At 66.7% G+C, this 15,596-nt stretch carries 14 protein-coding genes and 1 pseudogene; all 15 read right to left on the bottom strand.

Annotated elements, in window-relative coordinates; translation table 11 throughout:
* Positions 1-213 precede the first annotated feature (213 nt).
* The 15 genes and pseudogenes from ACFXI3_RS16155 to ACFXI3_RS16085 all read right to left on the bottom strand — a co-directional run bounded on the left by ACFXI3_RS16155 (position 214) and on the right by ACFXI3_RS16085 (position 15,566).
* The gene (locus ACFXI3_RS16155; RefSeq protein WP_378400146.1) at positions 214-1,425 is read right to left on the bottom strand and encodes a nitric oxide synthase oxygenase; all 1,212 of its coding nucleotides are present in this window, start codon (positions 1,423-1,425) and stop codon (positions 214-216) included.
* 1,188 nt (positions 1,426-2,613) lie between these two features.
* Positions 2,614-3,046: pseudogene (locus ACFXI3_RS16150) on the bottom strand (transposase); the annotation flags it as partial.
* Positions 3,047-3,140: 94 nt separating this feature from the next.
* Positions 3,141-3,416 (bottom strand): transposase, encoded by a 276-nt coding sequence (locus ACFXI3_RS16145; protein WP_378400145.1) that lies wholly within the window; start codon positions 3,414-3,416, stop codon positions 3,141-3,143.
* Positions 3,417-3,626: 210 nt separating this feature from the next.
* Positions 3,627-4,163: a GNAT family N-acetyltransferase gene (locus ACFXI3_RS16140; protein ID WP_378400144.1), complete on the bottom strand. Its 537-nt coding sequence runs from the start codon at positions 4,161-4,163 to the stop codon at positions 3,627-3,629.
* A 28-nt stretch (positions 4,164-4,191) separates the two neighbouring features.
* Entirely contained in the window at positions 4,192-4,569 is a 378-nt protein-coding gene (locus ACFXI3_RS16135) for an ectoine synthase (protein ID WP_378400143.1), read from the bottom strand.
* Between the two features lie 34 nt (positions 4,570-4,603).
* A complete protein-coding gene (locus ACFXI3_RS16130; protein ID WP_378400142.1) occupies positions 4,604-5,644 on the bottom strand; it encodes an ornithine cyclodeaminase in 1,041 nt (346 codons plus the stop codon).
* Positions 5,631-6,695, bottom strand: a complete 1,065-nt coding sequence (locus ACFXI3_RS16125) for a pyridoxal-phosphate dependent enzyme (RefSeq protein WP_378400141.1) — start codon at positions 6,693-6,695, stop codon at positions 5,631-5,633. The genes ACFXI3_RS16130 and ACFXI3_RS16125 overlap by 14 nt, the downstream gene beginning before the upstream one ends.
* Entirely contained in the window at positions 6,682-7,785 is a 1,104-nt protein-coding gene (locus ACFXI3_RS16120; protein ID WP_378400140.1) for a TauD/TfdA family dioxygenase, read from the bottom strand. Before ACFXI3_RS16120 ends, ACFXI3_RS16125 begins: the two co-directional genes overlap by 14 nt.
* Before the next feature lie 1,095 nt (positions 7,786-8,880).
* Positions 8,881-9,084, bottom strand: a complete 204-nt coding sequence (locus ACFXI3_RS16115) for a hypothetical protein (protein WP_378400139.1) — start codon at positions 9,082-9,084, stop codon at positions 8,881-8,883.
* Positions 9,069-9,467, bottom strand: a complete 399-nt coding sequence (locus ACFXI3_RS16110) for a ricin-type beta-trefoil lectin domain protein (protein ID WP_378400138.1) — start codon at positions 9,465-9,467, stop codon at positions 9,069-9,071. The genes ACFXI3_RS16115 and ACFXI3_RS16110 overlap by 16 nt, the downstream gene beginning before the upstream one ends.
* Positions 9,468-9,797: 330 nt before the next feature.
* Positions 9,798-10,367, bottom strand: a complete 570-nt coding sequence (locus ACFXI3_RS16105) for a hypothetical protein (protein WP_378400137.1) — start codon at positions 10,365-10,367, stop codon at positions 9,798-9,800.
* Positions 10,368-11,037: 670 nt separating this feature from the next.
* Positions 11,038-11,472 carry a cold-shock protein gene (locus tag ACFXI3_RS16100; protein ID WP_378400136.1) on the bottom strand — a complete coding sequence of 145 codons (435 nt, stop codon included), beginning with the start codon at positions 11,470-11,472 and terminating at the stop codon, positions 11,038-11,040.
* A gap of 132 nt (positions 11,473-11,604) precedes the next feature.
* Positions 11,605-13,545, bottom strand: a complete 1,941-nt coding sequence (locus ACFXI3_RS16095) for a dipeptide/oligopeptide/nickel ABC transporter permease/ATP-binding protein (RefSeq protein ID WP_378400135.1) — start codon at positions 13,543-13,545, stop codon at positions 11,605-11,607.
* Between the two features lie 3 nt (positions 13,546-13,548).
* Positions 13,549-14,529, bottom strand: coding sequence for an ABC transporter permease (locus ACFXI3_RS16090; protein ID WP_378400134.1), 981 nt, complete (start codon positions 14,527-14,529; stop codon positions 13,549-13,551).
* Complete coding sequence (locus ACFXI3_RS16085; RefSeq protein ID WP_378400133.1) at positions 14,529-15,566, bottom strand: ABC transporter ATP-binding protein; 1,038 nt, start codon at positions 15,564-15,566, stop codon at positions 14,529-14,531. Before ACFXI3_RS16085 ends, ACFXI3_RS16090 begins: the two co-directional genes overlap by 1 nt.
* Between the last annotated feature and the right edge of the window lie 30 nt (positions 15,567-15,596).

Genomic DNA, 15,596 nt, shown 5'->3' with positions numbered 1-15,596 from the left:
ATCGGGATACTCAGCCCCAACACCTTCGAGCAGTCACTCCCAGCGGCTGCATGAAATCCCGTAAGCCCCTGTCCACCGTTCGGGGTGAACCTCACCTTGCCCGGGACGCGTCACAACGGGATGGCCACCAAGCTTGCCGCGCCGTGCAACGGTCTCGAATCGCCAGGTCCGCCAGCGAGGGAGAAGGCCATCCGGATCACTACCGACGTCCTGTCACGTTTCAAACGACACCAGGCGATCCACCCCCGCGCTGCTCTCCGTCTGCCAAGCATCAGGCAAATAGTGGAAACCAGGGTCGGCATCGGGGTCGGGAGGAAGCAGCGAATCGGCGCGGGCATGCATGTCCGTGGTGGAGCCGGCCAGCACCAGCTTGCTCTTGTCTCCTCGCACCGGGCGATGGGAGGCTTGCTCGCGCTGGACGAACCGGTGGTGATTGGCGTCGGCTGAACGACCGTCCTCGATCATCACTCCTGCCTCGCGGAAGCTCGCCATGATCGTCTCCAGCGCGACCACCTCGACCCGATTGACCCAGAACCGATCACGGGTATCGATTTCGAGATGGTCCGCGAACGCGCGCAATACGCCATAGCGGTGGAGGTTTTCCAGAATCTCGCTGACTACGTACCAGCCGGAGAAGATCACCGGGTAGGAAAGCCCGCCGATGACCGCGATCATCCGGCTGATCGCAGGCAGCGCGTGCCAGACCATTCCCAGCTCCGCCACCCATGGCAAGTCCGGGTGGATGAGCGGCACCTGGAGGATGTCCTCAGCCGGCAACTCCGTCCACATCGGATCGTCATCGCCGATCTGGAACGCGACCGGCAAGACGGTCTGCGATCCGATCGGCGCGCTCCAACCCAGGTCGCGCAGCGCCGTAGTCAGCTCGACGTGCTTCGGATCGCCGAGCGTCGTACCGTCCGGCAGGGCACGTCCTGCGTAACGGATAAGCTGGTCGTTCCAGATCCGCAGCCGGGGCCCGTCCGGACCGTCGGGCGGGAATACCATGATCATCGGGCGCAGCTTGCCCCCGTTGGTGGCATAGCGCAGGTAATGACCGAACGAAGAGACGACTTGCGAGACGGTCATCTTGGCGCGGGAGAGGTCGATCATGGCCAAGTCATCGGTCTCGATCCGCTCGAGAGACTGGAAGGTCCCGCGCCGGATGCAACGGGGTTCGTTCCGCCACGCTTGCTTGAGCCCGTAGAGCAGTTCTTCGTCGGTCAACCGGTAAGTGCCGGTCAGGTCCAGTTCCTCGAGCACGGCGGAGATCCGGGCTTGCCGGTCGCCGGACAGTGCGGAATCCGCGAGGAATTGAGCAGCGCGCCGCGCGATCTCGACCCTGCCAAACAGCGAACCGCGCGCAGCCGAACGCTGGGGCGGTACTTCGAGTGCCGAATTGCGACCGTTTCGGGGACAAGTAGTCAAAGGCGTTCCTTCGTCGACGGGGCGGGCGGAGGACAAGATCCAGCAGAGCGGATGGCGCTGGGATGGGAACAAGCGACGCGGGCACCGTTCAGAGCACGAACCGATTCAGGGGCACTGTCACGATCGAATGAGCGACAGCGGCGAACACCGCCCGCACGGCAGCTCGCGCTACTGATGACGTGCGGCTGGCCCAGCATGAAACAACTTGTGCTGTCGCGGGCACCTCGTGAACCGAGGAGATCCAGTCCGCGTCCGGGCTCCGCGCGACGCCAGGAGCTGCTGGCCGAATTCGTCTTCCACCTCCCCCTTCGCGGAGTCCGCGCAAGGATGTGATCGGATTCGAAACCGGGATTGCCCGGCCCCGCAACGGACTCCGATTCGCGCGCGAACTGAAGCAGTCTTCCAGCCGAAGGCGCTACGGCGCATCGCCGACTCTGCCCAGCCGAATATCTCTTTGTCTTCTGCGCCATCGACGTTGTCCGGAGGATCGCCGGCCAGCGCTACGCCGACTCCGGGTGCCACGCGGGGCGCGGTCGATTCGCATTGCCACCAACCGGTGGCCCAGTGGACGAGTCAACTGCAGTTCCAGCACGGCCGACGATCCCATGAGGTCAATTATCTGAAGATCCATGCGGAAACACGAGCCGACGGTCCGATAGGGCAGATTAGCCGACCTTCACGTTCATCGTGAGTTGACGCGACCTGTGAGGATTCCGCGACCATATCGATCTCGATCAAGGCCGAAGGTGCCAGCGACGCTCGTGGCTGCTTCAACGGGAAGGCTGGCAGCCTCCACGCCTGCACGCTGCGACTACAATTCAACCTCGCATTGTGCCACGTCGCACAGGCAGGCGCGTTTGTGGCGATCGATGCGATGGCAACTTGGCCGAGCCGGGTCAGACGCAGCGGCGGGATCCATGACCGGGCCGGCATGCCACCGCTCGGCGAGCTGCCCGCTCAGTGTCTGCCTGTCCATCCGAAACGATTCGGGCGGGCCCGGACGCTCTCGGCGGCCTGACTCCATGCCGGACTCTTTGCGACGTCGTGGCGGGTGGCCCGCCAGGCTAGGCATCCGAGTCGGCTGGAGCGCGCTGGCCGGCAAGGCAATGCCGACCTGCCCGTGCTAGTCCGCCGTGACCACCGGCTCGATCCTCACCGTGCGCTGGGACGCAGGGGCTTCAAAGACCCTTAGGGGGCGTCTGGGAACTGATGTCGCTGGTGTGGGTTGCGGGTGAGTCGTCGGGACATGGTCATGATCATGGCGATGTGGATCATGGCTTCGTGGTGTTCGGGGAGGGTTTCGTAGTCGCGGACGCAGCGGCGGTGTTTGACGATCCAGCCGAAGGTTCGTTCGACGACCCATCTGCGGGGCAGGAGGACGAATCCGGTGGTCTTGTCGGTGCGTGTGACGATCTCGACGGTGAGGGCGAGGACCTGCTGGGCCCAGGCGTCCGGTGTAGCCGCCGTCGGCCCAGACGCAGGCGATGGTGCTGAAGCGGGCGCGCAGCGCGGTCAGCAGCTGGTGGGCGCCGTCGCGGTCTTGTGTCGAGGCGGCGGTGGCCACGACGGCGAGGAGCAGGGCGAGGGTGTCGGTGGCGATGTGCCGTTTGCGTCCTCTGGTTTTCTTGCCCGGGTCTTAGCCCGCGCTGGCGGCGGGCACGGTGTCGGCTCCGCGCACGGTCTGGGCGTCGATGATCGCGGCGGCGGGCAGCGGGTCACGGCCGGCGCGCGCTCGGACCCGAGTCGCGCAAAGCGTCGTGAACCCGTTGCCACGCGCCGGTTTTGGTCCAGCGGCGGAAGATGTCGTAGACGGTCATCGCGGGCGGGAAATCACCAGGCATCTGACGCCAGGCGATCCCGCCGCGGGCCAGACAGAAGATCGCGTCCAGGACAAGACGCCGCGGATGTTTCTCCGGCCGGCCGCCCTTGTCGGTGATGTTGCCCGGCGGCGGCAGCAGGGGCCCGACGAGCGCCCACTGGGCATCGGTCATCGACGAGGTCGGGTAAAACGGACACGGCGGCGCTGACGTGGCGCCCCGGTCACCGTGGGCCGGGCACGACAAACACGGGCAGGTAGGCGACACTGGCACACGAGCTCCTGGCAGGAACGGTTGGCGTAGGAACCACCAGTCCTACCGGGAGTTCACCCAACCTCAGGGCATCACCACGCCAACCGCCCCATCCAGTTCTCAGACGCCCTCTCAGGAACGACTTTCCCCTTCGGACGGTGCGCGGAGCCAGACAGCAGTACGGATGCCGGCGGGCCGGGTCAGACGGAATACCGGCGCGAATCCCAGTTTCCGGTGAAGAGCGCTCGATGCGCCGTTGAAGGGCTCCTCCGAAATCTCGCTGATGACCGGGAGCCGCACGGTGCCCAGCAGCATCCGCGATAGCAGGCCAGTCCCGACGCCGCGCTGGGTCCAACCGGGAGCGACGCAGATTTGTTCAAGGAAAACGTACTCGGGGCAGTGCGGTCTGATCCGCTCGTGTAGCCAGGGATCCAATTCCGAGCGAGCACTGCTGTACGCGATCAGGAATCCGACCAGCTCGGTCTCCTCCGTCGCGACGATGAAGTGCTCGGCCTCTCCGAAGAATCTCGCATAGTCATCGAAGCGCCAGTCGCCGAACAGGAACCCCTGGCGGGTGCCGGCCTCGCCGTCCGCGGATGACAACTGCCAACTGGCGGCCATCTCAGTGATCCGGCGCAGATGGGCAGGCTCGGCCTGCCCGATGTGCACGGTCGAGGATCTCCGGCCGGCACGCTGGTCAGTATGCCGAATACTCGGCATCGGAGTCGAAGGCATGTCGTTCATCACCTTTCAAGGGCGGGTTGAATACGCACACGACTCGCAAGCCGGTTTCGCCGTCGGCGACCAGCGTGTGCGCGTCGTTCTTGTTCAGCGCGTACATGACACCCGGCTCGATGCGGTGAGACTGGCCGTCCGTGCCGACGAGCTCGCCACTCCCTTCGATGCAGTACACGGCTTCCAAATGGTTGCGATACTCCATCTTGGAGGTCGTGCCCGGACGCACCGTGGTGTCGGCGATGCTGAATCCCATCCCGTCGGAATCCAGCAGCAACCGCCGACTGAGCCCGCTTCCCCACTCCACAGTGGTCGCTTCGGTCAAGCGTCGGACGATCATCTGATCTCCCTGTCTTCGTTGATGGCAAAGGCATTCAGACCGGCAGTTCGATACCCAGGCCAAGGGCGCGGGCGGTCTTCCACACTTCCGCCGCGATGGCGACGTCGAGGATTCCCATGCCGAACGGGTTGCTGAGGACGATTTGCCGGTCGTCGGTCCGACCGGGATGCCTGCCGGTCAGGACGCTGCCCAGGACCGCGTCCACCTTTCGGCAGGCATCCGGAGCCGCGGCCTCGGCCGCCGGGCCGACGACCAGTCCGGCCTGGTGCATGCGGCCCAGCACTCTGCGCGTGTCGCTCCGCACCAACTCCCAGTCGTCGACGACGAGAAGGTCCGCGCGTTCGACGACCTCGGGAAGGACATCGTCGAGCGATACGTGCGCGATCAGGGCGCCCTCGCGAAGCCACGCGTACTCGAGGTAGCCCGAGGTGACGGTCGTCGTGGTGACCACGACGTCGGCCGGCCGCACAGCAGCTTCGGCATCCGGCACGCAGCCGGCTCGGGCGCCGCGCTCCCGCAACCGGCCCGCCAGCCGCGCGCACCGATCCGGATCGAGGTCGTGAAGGAGGAATCCGGCCGACGGCAGGCGCTCGCTCAGCAGCAACGCGTGAGTCTCGCCCAGCGTGCCGCAGCCGATCACCGCGACGGTCTCCACTCGTGCCGCCAACAGGTCCGCCGACAGCGCGGTATAGGCGGCGGTACGCAGGGCGCTGATGTACGCCGCTTCCATCAGCGCTGCGGGGCGAGCGGTCTCACGATCGAACAGCAAGGTCAGGCCCTGCGCGCGGGCGATTCCGAGATCCGCGTTTCCCAGGCTGCTGTTGATGATTTTCACGCCGATCGCCGGATCGTCGTCCCACAGCGCACCCGGCAAAGCCAGCGACCTCGCCGGTCGGCCGTCCGAAGTGGACCATCCTAGATACGCCTCGGCGGGCAGTATGGACCGTCCCACGGCATGGAGCGACAAGGCGCGGCGGAGAACTGCTACCTCGTCGACATGTTCGCACGCGGCGATCACGTCCGCCCGCGGCAGATAACGGAGCGACCGGTCGCCGGGGTGGTCATCCGCCGTCATCGCTCGCCCACCCCCCGAGTTCGAACTTCAGGCTGTTTCGGCGCGCCGCTTCCATCGCCGCGGCGACATCGCCGAGGACACCGCGGCCAGCCAGCCATTTGTCGTCGTAAATCGTGCTCCGGTAGTTGCCGCCGCCGTCAGCACACAACAGCAGGGGCAGCCGGGGAGGTTCCGGCAGGCAATCAGGAGCTGCCAGGCAAGCAGCGAGGACCGCACCGCTGGATCCGCCGAGGGCCAATCCGGTGTCCTCGGCCAGCAGCCGACATGCGGCGACAGCCTCAGTGTCAAGCACTTTGGCCGCCCAGTCATAGTGGCGAGATCCGAGAAAGAGCGAAGGGCGGCTAGATCCGATCCCGGTGAGCAGATGGGGCCCGCCCGGCCCGGGGATCGCCCGCGATCCCACCACGTCGACAGCGAGCACTTTGACAGCCGGTGCCGCGTTGCGCAGATGTTCGCTGATGCCGGCCAAGGTGCCGCCGGTGCTCACCGCGACTGCGACCATACCCAGCCGTCCCCGCATCTGATCCACGATCTCCGGTGCCGTGACGGATCGATGGATCGCTGGATTGGCGGACATCCCGTACTGGTTGGCCCACCGGACGGACTGATCGGCTTCGCATAGCTCGCGCACCACGCGAAGACGATCAGCGAGGTAGCTGTGGTTGCCGTCCGGGATTGTGGCAGTGACGACTTCCGCGCCCAGATCCGCCAGGGACTCGCGCATCGCCGCCGGCAATTTCGGGTCGACCACGGCGACAAAGCCGCAGCCGATCTCCTTCGACAGCCGGGCCAGGGCCAAGCCGAGATTGCCCGAGGTCGACTCGACGAGAGTGGTGCCCGGGGCCAACGGCCGTTCCTCGGCGAGCGCGTTCAGCAGCGACAGCGCAGTCCGGTATTTGATCGATCCGGTGGGATTCGCCAGCTCGAGTTTGAGACACACGGTGCGGACGACCGATCCGGTGCGCACCTGGAGGAACCGCACCGGTGTCTTCGTGGCGGCCCGCTCCAGCAGCGTCACACTCGGCGCATTCGACGCTTCAGCCACGAACATGCTGGCCCGCTTCGCGAGGATCCGCGTACCAGCGCCGTTGCCGGTGGAACCTGCGGCGCGCGGAAAAGTACTCCCACGCCACGAACTCCGTGATCAGCGTCCGCCCTCCGGAACGGGGGTCGTATGCGGTCCTCCCGTGCAGCAGACGACCGTTCTGCAGAGCGATGCATTGCCCCGCGCCGAGCCTCAGCCGAAACTGCCGGGCCGGATCCTTGAGATAGTCGAAGAACGCATGATAAGCGTCATAGTACTCGGTGACCTCGTCGGGCGGAAGCCGCCAGTTGGCGGCATGCGAGTGAGCAAAGAACACCCCGGAAACAGAACCGGACGGGTCGACTTCCAGAATTGGCCGCTGCCGCTGATGGAAAAATTCTCGATCCGCATAGAATTGCTGGAAGTTAATAGGTATTCGCACCAGGCGGCCGAACTTATCGGGGCTCTCCCGGCGGAGGTCTTCCGCTGCCTTGAAGCCGTCCACCAGGATCGAATCACCGCCAGTCGCGTCATGTTCAACGCAGAGCATGAATTGCAGCAGCGGCGGCGTGTGCATATGCGGGGAAAAGTCGGTGTGCACCGACAGTTCAGCCCCAGAAAGAGCGAGGTCAGTGGCATCAGGAGACGATTGAACCACGGTCACATGGCCGAACTCGGTCTCGAAAATCGGCCCGATTCGCGCCGCGAACTTGTCCAGCGAGGCCTCGGAAACGCCATCGAGCAGAACGAATCCGTAGCGCGCGAGATCGTCCGCCCACTCGCCGCCGCCAGGATCCGCGTCGTCAAGGCGATGCCATCGAGGTGGCGACAACTCCCAATCCTTGGCATCCCACAACTCGACACTCTCCCCATCCTCCTCCCCCGGCGGATCATACGCGTGAGCAAGAAGCCACTCTATCGGGAAAGTGCTCGAATGCTCCGGGACCTCGTCCCACTCGAGATAAAGAACCTCGTCGGACACCTCCACCCGGCGCACCGCACCCGCTCCGGAAATCTGGCCGAGGTCCACTGTCTTCTGAAAGCTGCCGGCTTCCCGGCAGTCACCGCACAAGCAGTTGTCGCGGAGCCAAACGTGGTGAAATCGCCGACCAAGCACTACCACACTGTCCGACCTCACAAGATTGTCCTCTCAGTGACAGCCGGTCCACCACGGCCTCACGACGGCGACCAGGTGAACGCCTCCTGCGTTGTCAACGTAACGACTCTTCGCCTCTTGCCTCGAAACACAGCAGATTCCTGCGAGCAAGATGCCTTCCTGTCCGAATCCCAGCTGGCCGCCAGCTTGAACGGCGTCACAGTACAGTCGCCACCGCACCCAGTGGTGAAAGCAAGTTCGAAAAGGCACTGGACACTGCACTGCCGATCCAGCCCGGCCGGTACCCGGAGCAGATCGGCCGAGCAGTCGATCGGACCGTGCCGGTCCGGCCGGCTGAATCGCCGACATCCGAGAATTCAGGCGCCACCCCGTGATGCGTCAGCCGGCCGGAGCCAGGAGCCTGCGCACCTCGGACGGCCAGCGCGATGCCGAGGGGGCCGAAAGGCTCCAGCCACCGGCGCCCAAGGCCGAGACCCGCGATCGATGCGCGAGGCCAGCCGCGGCAGCAGCCGCGCACCCGCCCCTACGCTGTTGCCGATCAGTTCGCTCATCGAGCCGGTCACTCCCCGCATACCGCTTACCTCCTCGCTGAGGAATGAGCACTGGTTCGGATGCGAGACGTTCCTCGTCGAGGTTCACCGTTTCGGCACCGCTGTGCAGCGAGCCGATCGCGTCGGACAGTGCGAACCCGAAGTGCCTTTCGTGCTGGCCTCGACTGGCGACGTCAGCCGGGCTGTTCACCACCGCAGGCGACCGCCGGGCCGGAACCGCTTCGCGCTTCGGCATCTTGTGAGGCGTCCGCGGCGACTTTGGCGAAGCCTCCGCCGTCCGCCGATGTCGAAGGCTCCACCGCGGGAACGGTTCTGCTCGCGTCGGCACCGCCGACGCGGCTTGGCCAGCTGCGTCGCGTTCGGCTGCGAGGAAAGCCCTCAACGGCACGCAGCGGCGGCGGCGTGCAAGCCGGCCACGCCTTGGCCGCGACCGCCGGGAAACGCACTCGCAGCGAGCTCAGTCGCATCGCGGCCTCAAGTCGACCACACCCACCCGCGCGGCGTGGGCCTCGCGGCAGGACAGCCCGAAGCGGTCCCACCGGAATCACCGGTCCGCAGCGACCTCGACCTTCGGCACCGCGGCACCGGCCTGGCCGAGCCTCCGCGAGCGGGACTGATTCGCCGTCCGCGCCGGCCGGGAAACGCCGGCCTCTCCCAGGAGAGCGGACAGATACCCGCCGGCAGCCGCACCAGCTCCGGTGCGGCTGCCGGCGGACAAGGCCAGGCGCTGGATCAGGAGAACCGCCACGCCTGATTAGGATTGCCGGTGCAGTCCCAGATTTGGACCTGCGTTCCAGGTGTCGTGGACCAGCCGGTGTCGTCAAGGCACTTTCCGGACTGCGGGTTGTACAGTGCCCCGTTGCCTCCAGGTATCCACACCTGCGCTCCGGTGCCGTTGCAGTCGTAGAGGTCCACCGGCGTGCCGTTAGCCGTGCCACCGCCCAGTACGTCCAGGCACTCGCGCAGCACCCGCAGCGTGCTCCCAGCCCCGACCCGGGTCCACTGCTGCGCCGGGGTTCCGTTGCAGCTGTAGACCTGAACCGGGTTGGAATTCGCCGGATCCGCCCACCGATCGTCCAGGCACAGCCCCTGGTAGCCGGTGATCTGACCGCCCCCCCCCCGGGTTGCCACCGCCGTTCGTCGTGTAAGCGGCGACATAGCGGACGCTCATGGTCCCCGCCTGGAGTCGTCGCGCTCGACGGGCTGGCGCAGCCGCAGACTCCGCTCGGGAAGCCTCCGCCCATCGCCAGGTCCAAGATGATGGACATGTTGTGGTCGAAAGCCTGCTGCCAGGTCGCGGTGTCGACCTGCGCCTCGGTGACGGTGTAGTAGGAGTTGCCGTCCAGGAAGAAGGTGATCGACTCGTTGCCGACGTCAGTCCGGTCGAGGATCATGCTGTAGGCATGGAAGCCGATCTGGCAACCGTCGCATCCGCGCAGGCCGCTGCCGAGCCCGTTGCCCTCATTGCACGGACCCGCCGGGAAATGTTCCGCAATGGACTGTTCCGGCGACCTGGGACCGTGCGTTGACGTCTTCCATGATGTCGATCTCGCCGTTCTCCGGCCACTGCCCCGAGCCCAGCATCCAGAATGGGGGCCAGTAGCCCAGCCCGTTGCCGGGACTGGGCTGCCGAATCGACGCGACGACCGCCAGCTTCCCGCCGGCCGGGGCACCCACGTTGGGCGACGCGGTCCGGATCCGGCCGGATGTCCAGTTGCTCCCACCACCGAGAGCGGTAATATCGAGATTGCCGTTTCCGTCGAGATGGACATTACTGGTCGAATTCGTCATCGTTTCTATTTCGCCGGTGCCGAAATTCGAGCCGGGCCCGGTGTCGTGCACCCAGTTCCCGTCAACGCCGCTGCCCCCCGGCCCGTCGAAATCGTCGCTGAACACCGTGTTCCAGCCGCCTGGCGGCGGTGGCGTCCGAGCACTCGCCTGCGGCGCGCCAGCCACCGCGGTCAGCACGCTCAATCCGACGGCCGCCAGCGCCGCGGCACTTCGGGCTTTCGTGCGCGACAAATGTCTCATAACACCTCCTAGATTGATCTCCTGATTGTCTCCTCCGACAGAATGAAACAGATTGCGGAAAGACCACTGAGAATAACGTCCAGCAGAACGCCACCCGAGCACCGTTGAGCCCATCCGCACCCAGCGAAACAGCGATTGAGCTGCCGCCTCCGGTCACGTTTGATTTGGTCCGCAATCGCGCCGCCGAGACGACGAAGTCCTCGTACGGTTCCCGACCGGATCGGCGGCGAAGCGCTCCGGTTCCAGACCAGCGAACCAGCTGGCCTCCGCTGCCTGAGCACAGAGCCAGCCGGACAAGGACCCGTCAAGCCACTGGTCGATTGCAGGAAGCTCTGCTACGCGCGAGGCAGCCGCACCCCGCGTCGCCAACACTTCAACGACGAATTAAGCCTCGCTCGCCGACTCGCCATCGGACCAGTCGGCAGCGGGGCGGCCTGTCGCCGCGCCCCATTGACGCGACGACCCTCGCCTTTCGTCCCGCGCACCGGACCCAGGTCCGGGACCACAAGGCATCGGAGAACCGACGCCATCCGACATTGCCATCACGCGTGACGCCCTTCCGGTGCGAAACACGATCACAACATCAACCGATGCACTCCAAGAGCGCCGTCCCGTTCTCGCTCACTCATTGACCGCGGCTGCCCGAAACTGGGCACCGACGGCTGCTTTCCTAGTCCTCGAGCCAGCCGTGTGACCGAGCCAAGGTCAGCACCCGCTGCCGGACCGCCAGGATCTGCTCGCCTGTCAAAGTCGGCGTGCAAGCCAGCAACGTTTCGGCCATTTCCGAGGCGAATTCCGACGTCGACAGCACGTCGCACAGGATGTCGTCGGTCTCGGCCGACACCGCGGCAGGCACCGCCGGAGCGATCGACCGGACCTCCGCGCTCGCCGCCGGCTTCTGTGCCTCCCGCAGCCGCACGTGCGAGGCCTTCAGGCCCCGGTCGCCTTCCTCCGCATCGAACTCGACCTGCAGGCCGGGTGAAAGCACTCGTTTGTCGAAGTGCAGGTCGTTCGCATGAATGAACACGTCCTCGCCGCCTTCGTCGGGTGCCACGAACCCGTAACCCCGCACCTCGTCGAACCGGACAACCGTACCCGTCGCCATCTCTCCACCCGCACCCTCATCCGCAACCAACAATCCCTGGCCTTCATTAATAGCAGGTCGTCCGCAGGCGGCACGACGAGCGGGCCGCAGCGTTGCCTTCACAGAAACGAAACCTGCCCTCGCGCCGGTGCCTCAGTCAGGACCGGCCGGCGGTGTCCGCCGCAGCCAGCACGCCACCTCGTGCTCCGGTTTCCCGGACGCCAGCGGAAGCAGATCCGGAGCGGCGTCGGCGCAGGGTTCGAACGCGCGAGAGCACCGCGGATGGTAAGCACAGCCGGACGGCATCGCGCGCGGATCCGGCGGAGCACCGGCGATTCCGGTCAGCTTGCGCCGGGGTCCGCTCAGCCCGGGGAACGAGCCGAGCAGTCCCTCGCCATAGGGGTGCGCCGGTGCCCGGACCAACTCCTCGGCCGGTGCGACCTCGCACACGCGCCCGCCGTACATGAGCGCAACCCGGTCCGCGAACTCGGCGAGCAGGGCGAGATCGTGCGTCACGAAGACAACCGAGAATCCGAGCCGTTCCCGAAGGGCGACCAAACGGAGCAGAATCTGCCGTTGAGTCACGACGTCGAGGGCGGTCGTCGGTTCGTCCAGAATGACGATTTCGGGATCGAGAGCGAGCGCCATCCCGATCATCACTCGCTGCCGCATCCCGCCGGACAGTTCGTGCGGATAGCTGTCGAGCCGGTCCGCCGGAATGTCCACCAGCCGGAGCAGTTCGGCAGCGCGCTCGCGCCGGGCGGCCGCGGTCATACCGGGCCGGTGGACGGCGAGCACATCCGTCAGCTGCGCGGATATTTTGTGCACCGGGTTGAGCGAACTCATCGCGCTCTGGAACACGATCGCCATTTTCTCCCACCGGAAAGCGCGAAGCTCAGCGGGTGGCAGTGCCAGGATCTCGACCGGCTCGGCGCCCGGTGCGCAATACCGCACCGAGCCGCTCCTGATCACCGCAGGCGGGGGCAACAGGCGGGCGATCCCCTGGACCAGGCTGGATTTGCCGCTGCCGCTTTCCCCTGCGACGCCGAGCACTTCGCCGCGGCGCAAGGCGAACGAAACCTCCCGGACGGCGGTTACCGCCGCGTGCGTGCCGTAATCGACGGAAAGCCGCTCGACCCGCAGGACCACGTCGTCCGGCTCCGTGTCTCCCTCCGGTGTGGCCAGTTCCAGCACCGGGGTGAAGCCGCCGCGCATGCGCACCGCCCGGCCGGTCCAGGTGCGCACCCGGCGCTGGGCACTGCCGCGCAGCCGCGGGTTGACGAACTCGTCGACGCCGAAGCTCAGCAGTGCCAGAGCCGTACCGAGGAGCGCGATCGCGAGGCCGACCGGGACGAACCACCACCAGGCGCCCTGAGCGAGTGCCTGCTGGCTCTGTGCCCAGAACAAGATCGTTCCCCAGTTCCAGTCCGAGGTACCGGACACACCGACGAAGGCCAGCACCAGTTCCGCCATCACCGCGAACATCACGTTGCCCACGAAGCTCGCGGTGATGACGGCGGTCAGATTCGGCACGATCTCGAACCCGATGATCCGCAGAGCCGGCTCGCCGACAGACCGGGCCGCCTCCACGTAGTCTCTGCGCCGCAGGGAAAGCGTTTGCGCGCGCAGCACCCGGGCACCCCAGGCCCAGGACGTGAACCCGATCATCAGCAGCACCGCGAGATCGCTCGCGCCGTGCAGCAGCGAAGAAACGATGATCGCCAGCGGAACCGCGGGAAGCACCAGGAACACGTTGGACAGCAGTGAGAGGCCCTCGTCCGTCCAGCCGCCCAGATACCCCGCGGACACGCCGACCGCGACTGCAAGCACGGTCGCGACCGCGGCGGACCCGAAAGCGATCAGCATCACACCGCGCGCACCGACCAGCACCTGGCTCAAGATGTCCTGGCCGAGACTGGTGGTGCCGAACCAGTGCCGGGCAGAAGGCCCGCTCAGCAGATCGGCGCTGCGCCGGGACGGGTCGAAAGGCGCGACCCACGGCCCGGCGATCGCCAGCAGGGCGAAGCCGCCGATGAGCACCAGCCCGACGACCACCTTGGCGTTGCCTGCCAATTTCGCCCGCCGGCTCGCCATCGCTCACGCCTCCCTGCGGACCCGCGGGTCCAAGAACAGGTACACGACGTCTGCGAGCAGATTGGCGGCCAGCACGGCCAGTGTCACCAGCAGCAGAATGCTCTGCAGCAATGGATAGTCCTGAGCTCCGATCGCCTGCACCAGCTCGTAGCCGATCCCGGGATAGGAGAACACGATCTCGACCAGGAGCGTCCCCGCCACGACGAAACCGAGGGACAGCGCGAATCCGGACACATTGGGAATGATCGCGTTCCGGGCCGCGTAGCCGATCATGACGCGCCGAGTGCTCAGCCCTTTGGCGTGAGCAACGGTGACGTAGTCCTCGGCCGCGACGGTGATCATCATGGACCGCATGCTCAGGATCCATCCGCTCATCGACGAGACGATGATCGTCAGCGCCGGCAGCAGGCTGTGCAGGACCGCACTGCCGAGGAACACCGGATCCCAGCTGGGCACCAGCCCAGGGCTGAAGCCGCCTGACGCGGGGAAGACACTGCCCGGTCCGGCCAGCGCCGCGACCGCGACCAGCGCCAGCCAGAAGTACGGCACGGAGGAAAAGAACGTCGCCACCGGCAGCAGGACATCGGTCCACGATCCGCGCCGCCAGCCCGCGATCGCGCCGAGTGCCGTGCCCAGCAGGAAAGCGATCACGGTCGTCGTGCCGACCAGGGCCACCGTCCACGGTAGGCTCTGCACCAGAATTTCCGACACGGGTGTCGGAAAGTAGGTGTAGGAGAGACCGAGGTCGCCACGTGCCAGCTGCCCCCAGTAGTCGACGTACTGGCGCAGTAGGCTGGTGTGCTTGTCCAGGCCGAAAAGCGCGTACAGCGAGTTGATGGTGTGGGTGTCCACCTGGCCGGGGAAACGGCTCAGCAGCGCCAGCACCGGATCGCCGGGGACCAGCCGGGGAAGGACGAAGTTGATCGTCACCGCGGCCCACAGCGTCACCAGGTAGAACGCGATCCGGCGCAGGAGGAATCGCATCAGCCGGCCGCCGGCTCGTCCGGGGCGTACAACCAGCACGCCGCCCAGTGCCCGGCCGAGTCGTGGAGGTCGAACCGGGGCGGCGCCTCGGTGCGGCACCGGGATCGCGCCTGCGGGCACCGGGGATGGAACGGGCAGCCGCCCGGCGGTGTGGCGAGATCGGGTGGTTCGGCCAGCCTGCCGGTCGCAGTGCCCGCGGTGGGAGGCCTCGCCGGGTCGGGCGCGGAGGCGACCAGGAGTCGCGTGTACGGATGGGCCGGCCGCCCGGTGAGGGTCTCGCCCGCACCTCCCTCGACGAGCCGCCCGGCGTACATGACCAGGACATCGTCAGCCAGGTACCGAGCGGACGCGATGTCGTGGGTGATGTAGAGAACAGCGAGCCGCAGGCGGGTCGCCAGGTCCCGCAGCAGATTCAGGACGCCGAGCCGCACGGAGACATCCAGCATCGACACCGGCTCGTCGGCGAGCAGCACCTGCGGGCTGGCGGCCATCGCCCGGGCGACGGCGACTCGCTGCCGCTGCCCGCCGGACAGCTCGTGCGGGAACTTGTCCAGGTATCGCTCTCCCGGGCTGAGCGCGACGTCCTTGAGGAGGTTGCACAGTGCCGCGTCCGGCGCACCGCCGGCACTGTGCAACCGGACCGCCCTGGCCAGGTGGTACCGGACGCTGTGAACCGGGTTCAACGACGCGAACGGGTCCTGCAGGATCAGCTGCACATGATGCCGGTAGGCCCGCAATGAGCGGCCTCGTCTCGTCGGCACCGGCAGTCCGTCGAGCCTGATCTCCCCTGCCGTCCGCGAGACGAGCTGGGCGAGCAGCCGCGCCACGGTGGACTTGCCCGATCCGGACTCGCCAACCAGAGCGGTCACCCGCCCGCGATACAACGTCAGGTCGACGTCTTCGACCGCGGGCACCACTCTCGACGCGCGGTCCAGCCGCGACCAGCCGCGCCGACGAACCGCGAAGTGCTTGGTCAGACCGGTGGCGGCGAGCACTTCGGTCCCGATGACCGGTTCGCCCGATGTCGTGACGCTCATTCTGGCCTCCAGTCGCGCTCGTCAACGTCG

The organism is Amycolatopsis sp. NPDC059235 (assembly GCF_042754125.1).
In the GTDB taxonomy this organism is placed as follows: Bacteria; Actinomycetota; Actinomycetes; order Mycobacteriales; family Pseudonocardiaceae; genus Amycolatopsis; species Amycolatopsis albidoflava.
The sequence above is the reverse complement of the archived record's forward strand: the minus strand, read 5'-3'. Positions and strand labels throughout refer to the sequence as shown.